The 2,680-nt window shown below is 59.8% G+C and carries 2 protein-coding genes and 1 pseudogene; all 3 read left to right on the top strand.

The features are described 5' to 3' along the window. A pseudogene (locus KYK83_RS16960) lies at nucleotides 1–529 on the top strand (recombinase family protein); the annotation flags it as partial. Then, entirely contained in the window at nucleotides 526–1,311 is a 786-nt protein-coding gene (locus tag KYK83_RS16955) for an SDR family NAD(P)-dependent oxidoreductase (protein WP_004213209.1), read from the top strand. The pseudogene KYK83_RS16960 and the gene KYK83_RS16955, both read left to right, overlap by 4 nt. A gap of 262 nt (nucleotides 1,312–1,573) precedes the next feature. Next, nucleotides 1,574–2,479 (top strand): NAD(P)/FAD-dependent oxidoreductase, encoded by a 906-nt coding sequence (locus tag KYK83_RS16950; RefSeq protein WP_234036479.1) that lies wholly within the window; start codon nucleotides 1,574–1,576, stop codon nucleotides 2,477–2,479. Nucleotides 2,480–2,680: the final 201 nt, after the last annotated feature.

Raw genomic sequence — 2,680 nt, 5'->3', positions numbered from 1 at the left:
GCGTCTCGACCGCAGACCAGAAGCTGTCGCTCCAGCTTGACGCGCTGAACACTGCCGGGTGCGACCGTATATTCGACGATCACGCATCCGGGGCAAAAGCCGATCGGCCTGGCCTAACCGAAGCGCTCGCCTATTTGCGCCCCGGCGACACGCTGGTGGTCTGGAAACTCGACCGCCTCGGCCGCTCGATGAGCCACCTGATCGAGAAGGTCGGCGAGCTTGCGGCGCGCGGCATCGGGTTCCGCTCACTCACCGAGAATATCGACACCACCACTTCGGGCGGCATGCTGGTGTTCAACATCTTCGGCTCGCTGGCCCAATTCGAGCGTGACCTGATCCGTGAACGCACTCATGCCGGCCTCAAGGCCGCACGCGAGCGGGGCAAAAGGGTGGTCGCCGGCCTGTCGTTACCCCCGACAAACTACGTAAAGCGCGGGCGCATATCACAGCGGGCCTCACTGTTCGTGAGGCGGCGGCCCGGCTCAAGATCGGCAAAACCGCCCTATACAAGGCTCTGGAAAACGCGTGAAACCGCTGGCGATCAAGAACTCGTGGGTGCTGGTCACAGGGGCTTCGACCGGTTTGGGCAGAGCGTCCGCCCTCCGCTTGGCGGCATCGTACCAGGCCAAGCCCCTGATTGTTGGACGAAGGCTCGACAACTTGCGGGAGCTACAGACCGAAATTGACGAGCGGTTCAATGTGCCGTGCGAGATTATAGTGGCTGATCAACGTGAAATCGAGGGCAGGGAGAAAATCGCGGCTAAGGTTGCAGAATTGCAAGTAACAGCCGCTTTGTTGGTTGCCGGAATGACGAGCGTTGGTTCATTTGATGCAGGCCGTGCCGACACTTATGCCGAGGTAATTGAAACAAACATACTCGGTTTCACGGATTTGCTGGCTCGCCTGATTGCGATTTTCAGGGAGCAGCCGTTTGAATCCTCAGTAATCGCCGTGTCGAGCCTGGCGGGCGAAACATCCGTGCCCTTCCAAGCGGTCTACGGCGCGTCGAAAGCCTATGTGAGCACCCTCATGCGAGCGCTTTCCGTGGAGCTTGCCGGGACGGGAGTGAGTGTTGGGTCTTTTGCACCCGGTGGAATCGACACAGACATGGCTGCCCTCAGCGATTTGAAGTGGGGGAGGTTGGGTTTGATGGACGTTGACCGGTGCGCGGCCCATGCAGTCCACGCTCTGGTTTATCGGCAATCCTTCGCCATACCGGGGATGGGCAACCAGCTCACATATTTGGCGAGCAGGGTTCTACCTCGATCGTTGGTCAATCGGATTGCCGCCCTCCCATATCGGCGCCCGTAGGGCGGCACCACATAAAAGGGGCAGGAAAGCCTGCGAATAGCATCTGCTGGCATCGTACCGGATTTGTTCGCCCTTAGCGTGCAGATACGTCACTTTCGTGTAGTCACCCCTGGACGGGAGGTTGCGATCATCCCTCACGGCGGATCAGATTTCTGGGGCGGTTAAACAGCAAAGTTTGATCGCTGTGAGGACCAGGGCCCGGCCGTGCGTAAACGCATTGAGAACACCGTACCGGCGAGCTTCACAAATGACAGGAGTGGCGATGGCGGAACCCGTAGATTGTATCATTATCGGGGGAGGACCGGCCGGGCTGACTGCTGCGATCTATCTCGCCCGCTTCCTGCGGCAATGCGTGGTGATCGACGCAGGAGACGGTCGAGCCGCAACGATACCGACGTCGCACAATTTGCCGGGATTTCCCGACGGGATAAACGGTGGAGATTTTCTTGACCGGCTGCGGCAACAGGCCCTGCTCTATGGGGCTAAGCTAGTATCGGGCCAAGTGGAAAGTATCGCCGTCGTGACGGGCGGCTTTATCGCGCAGACAGCTGTCGGCACGCACGTCGCAAGCACGGTGCTGATCGCAAGCGGTGTCGTGAATCATCGCCCTAAGATGCCTGCCGCCCTTCACGATCAAGCCTTGGCAATAGGGTTGATCCGCTATTGTCCCGTATGCGACGGGTTCGAGGCGCGAGGCAGGAATATTGGCGTGCTTGGATCCGATAGTCACGGTGCGCGCGAGGCCGAATTCCTTCGGCGATACAGCGATCGCGTCACGTTGTTGGCCCAGTGTGAGATGACGCTGGCTGTAACCGATCGCGCCCGCCTTCGCGATCAAGATATCACCGTCATCGACGTCCCTGTTCGTTCGCTGGAGATCGAAGGACAGCGACTCGTGGCACGCCTTGAACGAGGCGGGCCGCTATATTTCGATACACTTTACCCGGGGCTTGGCTCCTCCCCCCGAACCGACTTGGCCCGGCAGGCGGGTGCGAAGGTGGGTTCGGACGGCTCTATCGTGACCGACGCGCATCAGCAAACCGATGTCCCCGGCCTCTTTGCAGCCGGTGACGTCGTCGAAGGGCTCGATCAGATCAGCGTCGCGACCGGCCATGGAGCAAAAGCTGCGACAGCGATTCATAATCTTTTGCGTGAGCGCGAGACATGACTTTTTGGTCTGCGGCCGCGCGGATCGCCGCCCTGTGTAGCGCAGCTTCGGGCGATTGAACGCAATGGAAGATTGAGCCGCTTTTTGGGGAGGTGGTGGCCGTTCTCGTTTGGTCGCATTCTGGCCGCGAATTCGAGGGGTGGTCGCCGGCCGTGCGTAATGGATGTGAGGATGACGGAGGAATGGACATGGATGTCAACC

The organism is Qipengyuania pacifica (assembly GCF_019857205.1).
Lineage (GTDB): Bacteria > Pseudomonadota > Alphaproteobacteria > Sphingomonadales > Sphingomonadaceae > Qipengyuania > Qipengyuania pacifica.
The sequence above is the reverse complement of the archived record's forward strand: the minus strand, read 5'-3'. Positions and strand labels throughout refer to the sequence as shown.

Bases quoted from the DNA above. Each gene is read 5' to 3' on its own strand.
- KYK83_RS16950 (WP_234036479.1), top strand. From the start codon at position 1,574: ATGGCGGAACCCGTAGATTGTATCATTATCGGGGGAGGACCGGCCGGG.